The organism is Pseudundibacterium arcticum (assembly GCF_042646465.1).
GTDB classification, from domain to species: domain Bacteria; phylum Pseudomonadota; class Gammaproteobacteria; order Burkholderiales; family Burkholderiaceae_D; genus Undibacterium_A; species Undibacterium_A arcticum.
Map to the genome: position 1 here is coordinate 25744 of NZ_JBHRTP010000041.1, position 13237 is coordinate 38980.

The window sequence follows — 13237 nt, forward strand, 5'->3', positions numbered from 1 at the left end:
TTACGGCGCTACAAACTGACTGGACGGCCTTAATTACAGTTGAAGTTACGTTTGCTGCAGACATAAAACCACATATCGAGAAGCGATTGCCGGCAACTGCGCCGGCCTCGAAGCCCAATAAAATCCATCATTTCAAGCTGGAATCGCACTGCAGCCAGATTGAAACGATCAAGCTGAGTAGCAAGAAACAACACTATATCTAGTGATTTTAATTGAACAATTAACTAATTGTAGTATTCGACCCGGCTGGATGCAATAGCAAATTAGCCAAAAGCAAGAAGATATTTATGCGCAATTCCGGATCAAAGGCGTTGACTTTTCATTGGCTTTTGTCCGCCGCGGGCGGGAAGCGCAAGCCACTGGGAGTAAGCACTACCGGTGGCGCCCCGACCACCAACGCACGGTAGCGTTGCCAGTCAAAAAATGGCCCCGGATCCGTTTTGCGTCCGGGCGCGATGTGCTCGTGCCCGGTCACATCGGTCAAGCGGTACCGAGCCTGAAGCGCCTGCGTCAGCGCGGCCAGCGTCGTGTACTGGAGTGCGGTGAACGGTTCAAAATCGCTGCCCTCGAGCTCGATGCCGATCGAAAAATCATTGCAGCGTTCGCGCCCGCCAAACGATGACAGACCGGCATGCCAGGCTCGGTCATTGACCGACACGAACTGCATCAGGACAGCATCGCGCCGGATCAGGAAATGTGCCGATACCCGCAGCCTGCGCAGCTGGTCGAAATAGGGATGGGCGTCGCAGTCCAGCCGATTACCGAACAGGTCGGCAATATACGGGCCGCCGAACTGGCCGGGCGGCAGGCTGATATTGTGGATCACCAGCAGGTCGAGCGCAACATCGGCCGGCCGCGGATCGCAGTTCGGCGATGGTTCGCACAGCGCTTGCCGGCACCAGCCGTCAGGCGCGATCACCAGGCGCACCGGTTCAGGTCTCATTGCGGCTCATGGATATTCAGTCGCTGCATCTGGTAACGCAGTTGGCGGAAACTGATGCCCAGCAGTTCGGCGGCCTGCGTCCGATTGTAGCGGGTCTGGGCCAGCGCACGGCAAATGATGTCGCGCTCGACCTGGTCCAGATAATCGGGCAGGCAGCTGGGCAGGGGTTCTCCGGTGACGCCTGCCGCACTGGCGCCGTCAGTTACGCCAGCAACGCCAGTTACGCCGGCTGTCGCGGACACGACTTGCGCCACGCCAGCGTCTGCTGCCTTGGCCGCCGGTAAGCCGGCCACTGCCGCACTTTGGACGATTACCGCAAGCTCGGGCGCTGCGGGCGCGTCAGGCAACTCGGGCTGCTGCGGCGCCGGCGGTGGCGCAGCAGCGCCCTTCACCGGTTTCAGCGCCAGATCCGCGATCTCGATCACGCCGTCGTTGGCAAAGGCCAGCGCGCGCTCGAGGATGTTTTCCAGCTCGCGTACATTGCCGGGAAACGGGTAGGCGCGCAGCGCCTCCAGCGCCTGCGGCGCCAGCACCGCAGGCGGCTCCTGTCCCTGCCGTGCCAGCTTGTGCAGCATGGCGTCGGCCAGTGCCGCGATGTCGTCGAGCCGTTCGCGCAGCGGCGGCAGGCTCAGTTCGATCACGTTCAGCCGGTAATACAGATCCTGCCGGAACTTGCCCTGCTCAACGCATTGCGCCAGGTTTTGATGGGTCGCACTGATGATGCGCACATCGACCGGTTCCTCGGCAGTCGCGCCCAGTTTGCGCACGCGGCGCTCCTGAATCGCGCGCAGCAGCTTGACCTGCATCGCCAGCGGCAGATCCGCGACCTCGTCCAGCATCAGCGTGCCGCCATGCGCCGCCTGAAAGAAACCATCCCGTTCGTCATTGGCGCCGGTAAACGCGCCCTTGCGGTAGCCGAAAAACTCGGCTTCCATCAGTGCTTCCGGGATGGCGCCGCAGTTGACGGCGATGAAGGGCCGGTCGCCCCGTGCGCTCTGGGCATGGATTTCACGCGCCGCCAGTTCCTTGCCGCTGCCGGATTCGCCGGTAATCGCGATCGGCGCCATGCTGCGCGCCAGACGTACAATCTGCGCCCGCAAATCCCGCATCGCGCTCGATAGGCCGATCAGGCGCAAGGGGGTGCTCTTTGCCCCGGCTATGTCCGCGGCGCCGGCGGCCGGTAGCTCGCCGCTCAAGCGCAGCGCCGACTGCACCAGCTGCCGCAGTTGATCCAGCGCTACCGGTTTCGACACATAATCAAAGGCGCCCGCCTTCAACGCGGCGACCGCGTTGTCGGCGCTGCCGAACGCGGTCAGCACCGCGATCGGCGTATTTTTCCGGGTACTCGACACTTCGCGCACCAATTCGATGCCCAGACCGTCGGGCAGCCGCATATCGGTCAGCACCACCGCGTAGTCCGAGCTGGCCAGATAGCTGCGCGCGCTCGCGAGGTCGGCGGCGCTGTCGACATCCAGACCCATCTTGATGAGCGTGATCTCGATCAGCTCGCGCAGATCGGCTTCGTCGTCAACGACGAGAATGCGGGGAGAAGTCATCGGTGCAATCTATTTTCAGTCATCTGCTTACTCATCTGCTTACTTATCGGACATTATCGGGACTTGTCGAGACATTTGTCGGGACGCCAAGCCGCACCCTGGCCTTAGTTGATCAATGCGTCCTAAGCCGACGCCGGCAAGGCAAACGTAATCACAAAACGGCCACTGCTATGTGCCGGCAGGAATCCCGTGTTGAACTCCCGCGTATCGCTGCGGAACTCGTAATCGAGCATGGCCCCGTTATTCAAACACAATTCCCGTGCCAGGTAGAGCCCCAGGCCGGTGCCCTTGCTCGACGTCGTATAAAACGGCTCGAACAGGTGAGCCCGGACTTCTGACGTGATGCTGGGACCGTCGTCCTGCACGTGCAATTCCAGCCGGTTGGCACTATCGACGATGGCATGCATGCGGATGCTGGCCGGCCGGCCGCTGGCGTAACGGATCGCGTTGGTCAGCAAATTGAGCAGCACTTCGCGCAAATGCAGCGGATCGAAGCGCACCCGATACTGCGGGTCGGCTTCGGTCTGCAGCATGCCCGGCGCCAGCTGATGCGTGTCCTGGAACTCGGTCTGGATCTCGGCCAGAAAATCGGCCAGCCCGATCGGCGCACCGTGCACCTGCGCCTTGCGCGACAATCGCAATATGTCCTCGATCATCTGATTCACGCGTGCCACGTTGTCGGCCACGATCTTCAGCAGGCGCTGCTGCGCCGGTTGCTGCGCATCTTCGTCCAGCAGCGCGGCGGCGTGTGAGATCGCGGCCAGCGGGTTGCGCACCTCATGTGCGATGCTGGCGGTCAGGCGCCCCATCGACGCCAGCTTCAGCTGCTGCGCCTGATTCTCGATTTCGGTCACGTCCTGCAAGAAAATCACGGTCCGATCGTGTTCCAGGCCGGCCGCCTCAACCTTGGCGAAGCGCAGCTTCACATGCGCCGCCAGCTCGCGCCGCCCGGCGCGCGGAGGCGCGATGCCCAATTGCGTCACATCGTCACCCGGCTTGACCATCACGAAGGTCGATGCGTCCGCATCTGTGGTCCGCCGGTCGGCCGCGCGCCTGGCCCACACAAAGAAGGCATCTGCGATCGGCGCCAGCGAAGGAATATCAGTCAGTTTGGATACCTGTCGCTCGGACCGCAAGCTAAAGCCCAGCATCTGTTCGGTCGCCGGATTGCTGGCAAATACCGTGCTGTCCGGTCCCACCACCAGGATGCCGTCGCCCATGTCGGCGATGACCAGCTGGTTGATTGCTTGCTGTATCTGCAAATCCTGACCGCGCCGTCCGGCCAGTTCTTCCTGCCGGATCAGGCTCGCGGCCAGCCGGTTAATGACCAGCACCGCGGCAAAGAACGCCGCGCCATACAGCCCGGCCTGCAACATCAATCCATCGTTGCCGAGGTTCAAGATCTGGTAACTGCTCTCGGCCAGCATGAACAGTGCGACCACCGACACAAAGAGCAGTGCCATCAGCAGCGAAGTGAGGATCGCCGCGCCGGCCAGCGGAAACAGATACAGGATCGCCAGGCCGCTCTTGGCGCCGCCGCCGGCAATATACAGCAGCGATATCGCGACGATATCGAGCGCAATCTGCGATGTCAGCTGCCACCAGAATCGGCGCCTGTAATACAGCGCCAGCAGCACGAAGCCAATCGACAGCAGCAGATAAAGGACGCCGGTGACGCGAGAATTGAGCGTCCCGGTTGACCAGAAATTCTGGTTGCCATTCACCGTGAGATACACCAGCAGCACGCCGGCGATCACCGCACGCGAGATACTTAGCGTCTGCAACGAACCCCAGAACGTGTTCGGCGAGGTGGCCGGGGAAATATCCTGAGCGCCGGCCTGCATTATCCTGGACGCGGAGGTCAAGAATCGCGGTGCAGCAGACGATGCTCGTCGCTGCAAAAGATGCGGCCGGACTGACTGATCGCCTCGGATGCCGGGATATAGATACCGCAGTGGGCGCAGATGACCATGGCTTCAGCGCTGGCATGGCTGCCCTGATCACCGGTCTGCGCCGGATGCGGTTGCTGCGGGGTCGATGCCGCATGACCAGACGACCTCAGCTTGCTGCGCAACGCGAAGTACACCAGCAAACCCAACACCAGCCATACCAGCAATCTCATGCTACTCCCCGATGCAAAACTACTTCCAGTACAAAGCGGCTACCGACATAGGCTAGCAGCAGCGTCGAAAATCCCGCCAGCGTGAAACTCAGCGCGGTCTTGCCGCGCCAGCCGCGCCAGCGACGGCCGGCCAGCAACAGGCCGAACAGCACCCACGACAACATCGTAAACACGGTCTTGTGGTCGAGCCGAAACGCCTTGCCGAACAATTCCTCGGAAAATATGACACCCGACAGCACGGTCAGCGTCAGCAGCACAAAACCGAACCCGATCAGCCGGAACAAGAGCTTTTCCATGGTCAGCAAGGCCGGCAGCCGGTCGATCGCGGCCGCGAACCAGCCGCCGACCGTAGCACCGGGCCGGGTATGCAGGCGCGAATCCTGAATCGCCATCAGCACCGCATGGAAAGCGGCGATCGTCAGCGTGCTATACGCCAGAATCGCAATCGTCACATGCCACGGCAACAGCACCGAACGTTGACCGAGCGCCATCACGGTGCCCGGAAACAACGCCGGCAGCAGCACCATCACCGCCGCGCACGGCAGCACCAGCATACGCAGTCCGTCCAGCGCGAAATTGCGATTTTCCAGCCAGTAGGCCGCGACCGATATCCACATCGCAGCCGACAACATCATCGCAAATCCGACCCTTAGCGAACCGGGCGTGACCACATCGGCCCACAGCGCGCTGCCATGCAACAACCAGGCGACGGCGGTACCGGCCGAAATGGCAAGGCGCCGGCGCGCCGGCAGGAAGGCGCATAGCGCATATAGCAAGGCGGCAGTAATAAAGAAGGTGGTTTGCATGTGATTAGTTTACACCATTAGGCGCGCCAAAAAATAAGGCGGCAGACGCTGCAGGAGACCGTTCGCTTCGTGTGCTGCAATTTAATTTCCTAGGAGTATATGCAATATTTCGACGGTTTATTGGCGGGACAGCAACACTAGCGAAGGAGTATATTGACATCCCGGCAACGTTGATGCGCGGCGCTCAAGTTCCATCGGCGCGCCGCGTCAATCGACCGCGGCGGCGCGCAGTTCGTCATTGTGATGGCGTTGCTGTTCTTCCATCACCAGTTGCCCCAACTCGCGCTTGAGATCGTTGAAAGCCGGCGCCGCCGGATCGCGCAGCCGTGGCAGCTTGACCACCAGGTCGCGCTTGACGCTGCCCGGACGATAGGTCATGACGACGATGCGGTCGGCCAGATAGATCGCCTCTTCAATACTATGCGTGACGAAAATGATGGTCTTTTTCAGCTCGGCCCACAGCCGCAGCAATTCATCCTGCAGGTTGCGCCGGGTCAGTGCGTCGAGCGCGCCGAACGGTTCGTCCATCAGCATGATCGGTGAATCGAGCGCCAGCACGCGCGCGATCGCGACGCGCTGGCGCATGCCGCCGGACAGGTCTTTCGGAAAACGGCCGGCAAAATCGACCAACCCGAGGGTGCCCAGCAGCGCATGCACCCGCTGCGCGATGTCGGCCTTGCCGAGGCCCTTGATTTCCAGCCCGAAGGCCACGTTCTGCTGCACCGTCATCCATGGAAAGAGTGCATATTCCTGGAATACCATGCCGCGATCCGGTCCGGGACCCACTATTGGCTTGCCATCGACCGTGATACTGCCGGTGGTTGGCGGGGCGAAGCCGGCCAGCGCGTTGAGCAGCGTGGACTTGCCGCAGCCCGATGGCCCGAGCAGGCAGACGAACTGGCCGGGCGGGATATCGAGCGTGATGTCTTGCAGTGCGACCACGTCGCGCTCGCCCGACGCGAACACCTTGCCGACCTGGTCGATCCGGATACGACCCGACGCGGTTGCGGAAGTTGGTTGCTGATGTGCCTGCGCATTTACTTGTTGCATGATGTTAGTGCTCCAGTCCGCGGTGCCAGCGCAACAGGTGGTTATTCAGGGCGCTCATGCCGAGGTCGATCGCCAGACCGAACAGGCCGATCGTGATCATGCCGGCGATGATCTTGTCGGACCAAAAATATTCGCGCGCCTCCATGATGCGAAACCCGAGGCCGTTGCTGACGGCGATCATCTCGGCCACGATCACCACGATGAACGCAGTACCGATGCCGATCCGCACCCCGGACAGGATATAGGGCACGGCCGCCGGCAGCATCACGCGCAGGAACAGCGTGCGCTGGTTGGCACCGAGATTGCGCGCGGCGCGCAGGTAAATGCCATCGACCTGGCGCACCCCGGCGATGGTATTCATCAGCACCGGGAAAAAAGCGCCGAGCGCGATCAGGAACAGCGCCGGCGGATTGCCCAGGCCGAACCACAGGATCGCCAGCGGAATATACGCAATCGGCGGAATCGGCCGGATCAATTGCACCGTCAGATTCATCAGCCCGTAAATCCGTGGGCTGGCGCCCATCAGCAGACCGAGCGGCAAGGCCAGCCCGGCCCCAATCACAAACCCCATGATCACGCGGTACATGCTGCCGAGCGCATCGCGCAACAGCTCGCCGGAGAATAGCCACGCCAGCTTGCTGCCGGCCGCGGCGTCGTACGGTGCGGTCGGCGCCAGATACTCAAACCACTTGTGCAGCACCGCCCACGGCGATGGCAACACCAGCGCATTGACCCAGCCCAGCGACGACGCCAGCTGCCACAATGCCACGGTGACGACCGGCACCATCAGGCCCGATGAATGGCGCAATATCTGGCGCAACCAGCGGCCACGCCAATGTTGTTTCAGCATAATCGCTGTTCCTTATTTGACGTTCAGACTCTTCTTGGCCTGCTCCAGCAGATCGGTCTTGACCCAGTCTTTCGCGAGCGGCGGCTTGGCCATCTTGCCGGTGCCGTACTTCGCCATGACGTCGGTCGTGATCTGGATATGTTCCGGCGTCACATCGTAGGAATAGGGTGAATTGCCGATCGCGTCGTCGAAATCGTCCTTCGTGATCTGGTTCTTGAAAATCGTTTCGCGCACATACTTCTCGGCCACCGCCTTGTTGTCGATGAAGGTCTTGGTCGCTTCGACGAAGCAGCGCATGAACTTCTCGGCCACTGGACGATGTTCCTTGTAGAATTTCTCGGTCATCACCAGGGTGCGTACCGGCTCGCCGATCGGCGTGTTGTATGGCTTCATCACCTCGACGCCGAAGCCCTTGTTGATCGCCTGCGACGATTGCGGCTCGCTTTGCATGATCGCGTCCAGATTCTTGCCCAGCAGCGCCTGGTTCAGGTCGGCGAACGCCAGATACACCAGCTGCACGTCCTTGCCAGGCTGGTCGGACGAGGTCAGGCCGTTCTGCGCCAGCTCGGCAATCAGCAGCACCTCATGGATGCCGCCGCGCGTGACGCCGACTTTCTTGCCCTTCAAATCCTTGACCGACTTGATGCCCTCATTTGGGCGCGCCACCAACCGCGCGCCGCCCTTGGCAAAGCCGGCCACCACGTAGATCGGCGCGCCGTTGGCGCGACCGGAAATCGCCGCTTCAGACGCGGTCGCGCCGACATCCAGTTCGCCGGCCAGGATTGCCTGCATCACGTCCGGGCCCTTGGCAAATACATGTTCCTCAACCTTGATGCCGCATTTCGGCGCGATCTCCTTGATGTACGACACCGCGCCATAATGGGCGAACTTGAGGTTGCCCAGCCGCACCACATCTTCCGCCTGCGCCGCAGCGCTGATGGCAAGGGCCGCGACGGCCGCCGCCAGCAGGGTAAGGATGATTGGTTTTGCCATGATGATCTCCTGTAAGGTGTCGTCGATATCTTGTATTGCATGCATTCCGGAGGCGAAACAGCAAGGTATTGCTTGCCGTCCGGCAAAAGTACGCCGATGCATTGTAAGTTATTTTTTTGACCATTTCCGAATCCAATGCCCCGCCACCGATCGGCCGCCGTTATTCGCCGCCCCGGCTACCGGCATCGGTTAAAATGGACGGCTACTCGCGGCGACCTTGCCCGCCATACTCTTGAACCAGATTGCCATGCTAGATAATCTTACCCAACGCCTCGCCAAAGTCGTCAAAACCATGCGCGGCGAGGCTCGTCTGACCGAAGCCAATACCGCCGAGATGCTGCGCGAAGTGCGGCTCGCATTGCTGGAAGCCGACGTCGCGCTGCCGGCGGTGCGCGAATTCATTTCCCGCGTCAAACAAAAGGCGCTGGGCGAAGCAGTGATTTCGTCACTGACGCCGGGCCAGGCGCTGGTCGGCGTGGTGCAACAGGAACTGGCCTCGCTGATGGGCGCCGACCTCGGTCCGCAGGCGTCACAGCTGAGCTTTGCGACCCAGCCACCGGCGGTCATCCTGATGGCCGGCCTGCAAGGTGTCGGCAAGACCACCACCGTCGGCAAACTGGCCAAATACCTGCAGGAGCAGCACAAGAAAAAAGTGCTGACCGTGTCGGCCGACGTCTACCGACCGGCCGCGATTGCGCAGCTGCAAGCCGTCACTGCGCAGGTCGGCGCCGACTTCTTCCCGAGCCACGTCAACGACAAGCCGGTCGAGATCGCGCTGGCCGCGCTCGATTACGCAAAGAAACACTACCACGACATCCTGATCATCGACACTGCCGGCCGGCTCGGCATTGACGAAGCGATGATGCAGGAAATCGCCGCACTGCATGGCGCCGTGAAACCAATCGAGACCCTGTTCGTGGTCGATGCCATGCTCGGCCAGGATGCGATCAACACCGCCAAGGCCTTCAACGATGCGCTGCCGCTGACCGGCATCGTGCTGACCAAGCTGGACGGCGATGCGCGCGGCGGCGCCGCGCTGTCGGTGCGCTACATCACCGGCAAGCCGATCAAGTTCGCCGGCGTGTCGGAAAAACTGGACGGGCTGGAAGCGTTCGATCCATCGCGCATGGCCAATCGCATCCTCGGCATGGGCGATATCCTGGCGCTGGTCGAAGAGGCGCGCAAAGGCGTCGATGTCAAGACCGCACAGGATCTGGCCCAGAAGCTGAAGGTCGGCGGCAAGTTCGACCTGAACGACTTCAAGATGCAGCTGATGCAGATGAAAAAAATGGGCGGGCTATCCAACCTGATGGACAAATTGCCGGCGCAAATGCAGCAGGCCGCCAATGGCGCCAACATGGATCAGGCCGACAAGCAGGTGCGGCGGATGGAAGGCATCATCAACTCGATGACATTGCAGGAACGGGCCAAACCGGAGCTGATCAAGGCCTCGCGCAAACGCCGCATCGCCACCGGCGCCGGCGTCCAGGTGCAGGAAGTGAACCGGATGCTGGCCCAGTTCGAGCAGATGCAGGCGATGATGAAGAAGCTCAAGGGTGGTGGCATGATGAAGATGATGCGCAGCATGAAAGGCGTGATGCCGGGCATGCGTTGAATTGCGTCGCGCAGGCAAACGATGGACCCTGATCATCGATTTGGGTCATCGATTTGGGCGCGGAATTGAGCATCGATTTTGACCATTCAGGGTGCCGTCAAAACGGCACGCAAAAACGCCCGCAAACGGGCGTTTTTCCTATGGCGCATCGAATAAGTGACACCCAGCGCGGCACAAGCGCGCAGATTGTTGTCAAATCGCGAAAAAACACTTGCATCGCAGGAAAAACCGCACCAATATTGGCCTTGCGATTATTTCCCCAACAATAGCGCAACTTTCTCAACAGTTTTTTTGAAGGAGGCTTGAATATGGCAACAGCCAAGAAACCCGCGGTAGCGAAAGCAGCACCGGCAAAGAAAGCAGCAGCGCCTGCCAAAACTGCAGCCGCCAAACCTGCAGCTAAACCTGCGGCTAAGCCAGCTGTCAAAGCAGCGGCCAAGCCAGCAGTCAAAAAAGCAGATGCACCGGCACGCAAGCCAAACGCCGCATTCATGAAGCCGATGACACCGTCAGCCGTGCTGGCGGCCGTGGTCGGCGCAGCAGCATTGCCGCGCACTGAAGTCACCAAAAAGGTGTGGGACTACATCAAGAAAAACGACCTGCAAGATCCGGAGAACCGTCGCATGATCAATGGCGACGACAAGCTCAAAGCCGTGTTTGGCGGCAAGAAGCAGGTCTCGATGTTCGAGATGACCAAGTTGATTTCCGATCACCTGAAATAATTTGCGCAGCGATTGCGGTCGCCTTGCAGGCAAAAGCCCAGACAGTGATCTCAGCGATCACTGCCCGGGCTTTTTTTTTACGGCAATCGAACCGACCATCGCTGCCCCAGGCGGTATGTTCGCTCGCGCGCCCGAGCGCCACTCTCGGGCTTCACGATCAGGCCCGGCAGACTCCTAGTCTAGGAAATCGGCGTATTCCTTCTGCGCATAGCCCTTCAGGTTCTGCCATGGCAAAGTTTTGGCGAGGCTGGCCTGCGGTTTGACTTCGATGCGGCGGAAGGTGGTCCCGGCCCGGTCGCCGGTTTCCACCACCAGCGGGATCATTTTCTTGTCGTCCCACAACACGCGCTGGAACTGGCCATTTTTCTCGCGCTCGCGCCAGTGCGCCCCCGCCACCACCGACACCTGTTTCGACAGCGGCAAGCCGGCGACGCCCTGCGGATCGATCAGGAAAAACGCGTTGGCCCAGGAGCCGTCGAAATTCACGTTCTCGTACTCGGTCGGTGCGATCGCCACCACCGAACGCTCCTGCACATCGACAAATTCCAGTCGGAGGTTCGCGCCGTCGCGCGCTACGTGGCGCGGCAATACGACGTAATTGAAATGCTTGTGTTCGTGCGCCTGATCGTGCGCCTCATCGTGCGTGCTACCGGCCACCATCGCTGCCGGCAGCACGCGCTCGACCCAGACATGGCCGGGGCGGCGCAACATCTTTTCTGTGTAACGTATCTCGCGCACGACGCCTTCGGCGGTCAGGACGCGACTGTAATACTGCACCGACAGGTCCAGATCCGGCCCGTCGAGCGCGGCATTCACGGCCGCTGGCGCGGCATGTGCGGCGGGCGTCAACATGAGCGGTGCGGCGGCGCACAGCAAGGCCAGGCACAGGCGGTGGTTCAAACGCTTGATGGAAAACATGATCGTCACTCTTTCGTTGAATCCAGGAAAACCTGCCAGCACGGCGCTCATGCCGTGGCTGACAGATCCGCGGCTCGCGCCGATTTTGTCCGGTCAGAAACCGAAGGCCGATTTCAGCAAGCCGAATACTTTCGTGTTGTCCAGCGTCCCCTTGAACACGTTGGCGCCGGCGCCGGTCGCCAGCAGCTTGACGTCGCCGCCGCCGTGGGTCTCGCTGGCCAGGCGCACACCGGTTTCCTGCTGGTAGTTATCGGCCAGCACTGCGGCGCTGTCGAGGTTGGTGCGCAGATTGGGCCGGTTCGGGCCGTTGCCAAACACCAGCGTGGTGTAAGTGTTACCGTCGGCATCCTTGGACGGCTGGCCGTCGCGGTAGCTGCGGTTGATGTCGAGGATCGGGTTGCCGCGCTTGCCGTAGCCGTTGAAGGTCATGGTGTGGTCGTGATCGGCCGTCACCACGATCAGGGTGTTGGCGAGCGTCGGATCGGTCGCCTTGATCTTGTCGAGCGCGGCCTTGACGGCATCGTCGAACGCGATGGTATCGACCAGCGCGCGCTTGGCGTTGGTGCCGTGCAGCGCGTGGTCGATGCGGCCGCCTTCGACCATCAGGAAATAGCCGTTCGGATTTTGCGACAGGATATCGATCGCCTTGACCGTCATCTCGGCCAGGCTCGGCTGGGTCGCGCCTTCGCCGAGCGGCGGCACGGCGACGCGGTCCAGCTCATATTCCAGATGGCTCTTGCTGCTATACAGGCCGATGAACTTCTTGTTGCTCGGCGCAGCGGCCATGTCGGCCTTGGTGGCGGCCACGGTGTAGCCTTTGGCAGTCAGTTCGGCCAGCAGGTCGCGGCCGTCGGCCCGGCCCTTGACGTTGGTGACGGCAACGTAGGGCGTGAAGTGGTTGCGGCCGCCGCCCATCAGCACGTCGACGCCGTCACCCAGCGCCGCATTGAAATCGGCGCCGCCCGGCACCAGTTGCGCCGCGATGGTGTACTGGGTGTCGCGGTGGCAGATATGCGAGTAGGTCGCGGCCGGCGTCGCATGGGTCAGCTCGGTGGTGGTGATCGAGCCGGTCGCCTTGCCCTTGGCCTTGGCCAGCTCCAGGATGGTTGCGGCCGGCTTGCCGTTAGCGGCCACGCAGTTATTGACGCCGAGGTTGCCATTGACGTCCTTGCCGGGAGCGACTGCCTTGGTGTCGGTCGACATCGACAGCACGTCGTTGTTCATTTTCACGCCGGTCATGTAGGCCGACATCGACGGTGCACTGTCGGTGGTCTGGGCGTCGTTCGAATAGGTCTTGATGCGCGCGGTGCGCTGCAATTGTTCGAAATTGAGCGCGCCTTCTTCCTGGTACTTGAAAATACGGGCAGCAGTCACGGTGGTCGGGCCCATGCCGTCGCCGAGGAAGAAGATAATGTTCTTGGCTTCGCCGGCCGCAAAGGCGGGTAGCGCCAGGGTGATGGAAAATGCGGCGGCGCACATCGTCGCCAAATAGTGACGCTTAACTTCGTTACGCTTGAAAGAATGACGCTGAATACAGTTACGCTTGATCATGATGGTCTCCTGGGTCCTGATGAGTGTGGTGCTGCTTCATCATCGCCGCTGCCAGCCCGCGCCTGGGCGTGGACTGGCAGCGGGCTTGAAGCTGCGATGGCAACAGCGGTG

12 protein-coding genes are annotated in these 13237 nt (G+C 61.3%); 2 read left to right on the forward strand and 10 right to left on the reverse strand.

Features of this window, described 5'->3' with window-relative positions; translation table 11 throughout:
* Positions 1-319 precede the first annotated feature (319 nt).
* From ampD to ACFOFO_RS14185, 8 genes are all read right to left on the reverse strand, one after another.
* Entirely contained in the window at positions 320-943 is a 624-nt protein-coding gene (ampD, locus tag ACFOFO_RS14150) for a 1,6-anhydro-N-acetylmuramyl-L-alanine amidase AmpD (protein ID WP_390327031.1), read from the reverse strand.
* Positions 940-2499 carry a sigma-54-dependent transcriptional regulator gene (locus ACFOFO_RS14155; RefSeq protein WP_390327034.1) on the reverse strand — a complete coding sequence of 520 codons (1560 nt, stop codon included), beginning with the start codon at positions 2497-2499 and terminating at the stop codon, positions 940-942. Before ACFOFO_RS14155 ends, ampD begins: the two co-directional genes overlap by 4 nt.
* Positions 2500-2621: 122 nt before the next feature.
* Positions 2622-4343 (reverse strand): two-component system sensor histidine kinase NtrB, encoded by a 1722-nt coding sequence (locus ACFOFO_RS14160; protein ID WP_390327036.1) that lies wholly within the window; start codon positions 4341-4343, stop codon positions 2622-2624.
* A gap of 17 nt (positions 4344-4360) precedes the next feature.
* A complete protein-coding gene (locus ACFOFO_RS14165) occupies positions 4361-4621 on the reverse strand; it encodes a PP0621 family protein (RefSeq protein ID WP_390327038.1) in 261 nt (86 codons plus the stop codon).
* Complete coding sequence (locus ACFOFO_RS14170) at positions 4618-5427, reverse strand: cytochrome C assembly family protein (RefSeq protein WP_390327041.1); 810 nt, start codon at positions 5425-5427, stop codon at positions 4618-4620. Before ACFOFO_RS14170 ends, ACFOFO_RS14165 begins: the two co-directional genes overlap by 4 nt.
* Before the next feature lie 207 nt (positions 5428-5634).
* Complete coding sequence (locus tag ACFOFO_RS14175; protein ID WP_390327042.1) at positions 5635-6477, reverse strand: ABC transporter ATP-binding protein; 843 nt, start codon at positions 6475-6477, stop codon at positions 5635-5637.
* 4 nt (positions 6478-6481) lie between these two features.
* Positions 6482-7327, reverse strand: coding sequence for an ABC transporter permease (locus ACFOFO_RS14180; protein ID WP_390331838.1), 846 nt, complete (start codon positions 7325-7327; stop codon positions 6482-6484).
* 12 nt (positions 7328-7339) lie between these two features.
* On the reverse strand, positions 7340-8320 hold the full coding sequence (locus ACFOFO_RS14185; RefSeq protein WP_390327045.1) for an ABC transporter substrate-binding protein: 981 nt from the start codon (positions 8318-8320) through the stop codon (positions 7340-7342).
* A 247-nt stretch (positions 8321-8567) separates the two neighbouring features.
* Between ACFOFO_RS14185 and ffh the strand changes: the two genes are divergently transcribed.
* Together ffh and ACFOFO_RS14195 are read left to right on the forward strand one after the other, a co-directional pair.
* The gene (ffh, locus tag ACFOFO_RS14190; protein ID WP_390327047.1) at positions 8568-9935 is read left to right on the forward strand and encodes a signal recognition particle protein; all 1368 of its coding nucleotides are present in this window, start codon (positions 8568-8570) and stop codon (positions 9933-9935) included.
* Positions 9936-10243: 308 nt separating this feature from the next.
* On the forward strand, positions 10244-10657 hold the full coding sequence (locus ACFOFO_RS14195; protein ID WP_390327049.1) for an SWIB/MDM2 domain-containing protein: 414 nt from the start codon (positions 10244-10246) through the stop codon (positions 10655-10657).
* 174 nt (positions 10658-10831) lie between these two features.
* Here the strand turns inward: ACFOFO_RS14195 and ACFOFO_RS14200 are convergent, their stop codons facing one another.
* Both ACFOFO_RS14200 and ACFOFO_RS14205 read right to left on the reverse strand, forming a co-directional pair.
* Entirely contained in the window at positions 10832-11575 is a 744-nt protein-coding gene (locus ACFOFO_RS14200) for a hypothetical protein (protein WP_390327050.1), read from the reverse strand.
* Positions 11576-11668: 93 nt separating this feature from the next.
* Positions 11669-13054: an alkaline phosphatase gene (locus ACFOFO_RS14205; RefSeq protein WP_390328249.1), complete on the reverse strand. Its 1386-nt coding sequence runs from the start codon at positions 13052-13054 to the stop codon at positions 11669-11671.
* Between the last annotated feature and the right edge of the window lie 183 nt (positions 13055-13237).

Excerpts from the sequence above, each read along its gene's own strand:
- ampD (WP_390327031.1), bottom strand. The coding sequence starts at position 943 with ATGAGACCTGAACCGGTGCGCCTGGTGATCGCGCCTGACGGCTGGTGC.
- ACFOFO_RS14155 (WP_390327034.1), bottom strand. The coding sequence starts at position 2,499 with ATGACTTCTCCCCGCATTCTCGTCGTTGACGACGAAGCCGATCTGCGC.
- ACFOFO_RS14160 (WP_390327036.1), bottom strand. The coding sequence starts at position 4,343 with ATGCAGGCCGGCGCTCAGGATATTTCCCCGGCCACCTCGCCGAACACG.
- ACFOFO_RS14165 (WP_390327038.1), bottom strand. The coding sequence starts at position 4,621 with ATGAGATTGCTGGTATGGCTGGTGTTGGGTTTGCTGGTGTACTTCGCG.
- ACFOFO_RS14170 (WP_390327041.1), bottom strand. The coding sequence starts at position 5,427 with ATGCAAACCACCTTCTTTATTACTGCCGCCTTGCTATATGCGCTATGC.
- ACFOFO_RS14175 (WP_390327042.1), bottom strand. The coding sequence starts at position 6,477 with ATGCAACAAGTAAATGCGCAGGCACATCAGCAACCAACTTCCGCAACC.
- ACFOFO_RS14180 (WP_390331838.1), bottom strand. The coding sequence starts at position 7,327 with ATGCTGAAACAACATTGGCGTGGCCGCTGGTTGCGCCAGATATTGCGC.
- ACFOFO_RS14185 (WP_390327045.1), bottom strand. The coding sequence starts at position 8,320 with ATGGCAAAACCAATCATCCTTACCCTGCTGGCGGCGGCCGTCGCGGCC.
- ffh (WP_390327047.1), top strand. The coding sequence starts at position 8,568 with ATGCTAGATAATCTTACCCAACGCCTCGCCAAAGTCGTCAAAACCATG.
- ACFOFO_RS14195 (WP_390327049.1), top strand. The coding sequence starts at position 10,244 with ATGGCAACAGCCAAGAAACCCGCGGTAGCGAAAGCAGCACCGGCAAAG.
- ACFOFO_RS14200 (WP_390327050.1), bottom strand. The coding sequence starts at position 11,575 with ATGTTTTCCATCAAGCGTTTGAACCACCGCCTGTGCCTGGCCTTGCTG.
- ACFOFO_RS14205 (WP_390328249.1), bottom strand. The coding sequence starts at position 13,054 with ATGTGCGCCGCCGCATTTTCCATCACCCTGGCGCTACCCGCCTTTGCG.